This window comes from Gardnerella sp. CCPDSM, assembly GCF_056754715.1.
Genome location: NZ_JBQEQO010000054.1, coordinates 1 through 559 on the forward strand (window position 1 = coordinate 1; position 559 = coordinate 559).

Below are 559 nucleotides of genomic sequence, written 5' to 3' on the forward strand. Positions count from 1 at the left end.
TTTTTTTTAATCTTTTTTGTAAAACTCGCACTCGTAGCCGTCAGCTCGTAAAAGAAGCCCTTCTGCCCAAGGTGGTGTTCTTCCCATTAGCTCACACACGCTTTGAACACTCACGCTTTTATCAGTTTCGATAATGGCTTCATCATGCACGTGAGCGACGATGCGATATTCTTTCAACGTTTGCATTGCGTAAAGTAGAATGTCACGAGCTATAGCTTGCGTAATATTTTCCACGAATTTAGGCCCATAGCTTTCCAGCCGCTCCCATTTTTTAGTAGACCCCACACCCTCATAGGTGACTGATTCGCCACCATACTTGTTTTCTTCCACGCGTGGCTTCACATAGTAAAGGCATCTTTTCGAAGGCAGTTTGATGATAAGAAACCCACTCTTGTAAGTGAACACTATATTGTGTGTTCGAACAGAAATGCGTTCGTGTACACACTGTTTTACCGCTCTGTCCACATCCCACCACAATGAAACAATATGTGGATTAGCAGATCTCCAATCATTAACTAACTGTTGCAAATCATCTTCATGTAAACCCATATCAAGAGCG

1 pseudogene is annotated in these 559 nt (G+C 42.6%); it reads right to left on the reverse strand.

Features of this window, described 5'->3' with window-relative positions:
- Positions 1-6: 6 nt before the first annotated feature.
- A pseudogene (locus ACTJLE_RS06475) lies at positions 7-559 on the reverse strand (DNA polymerase); the annotation flags it as partial.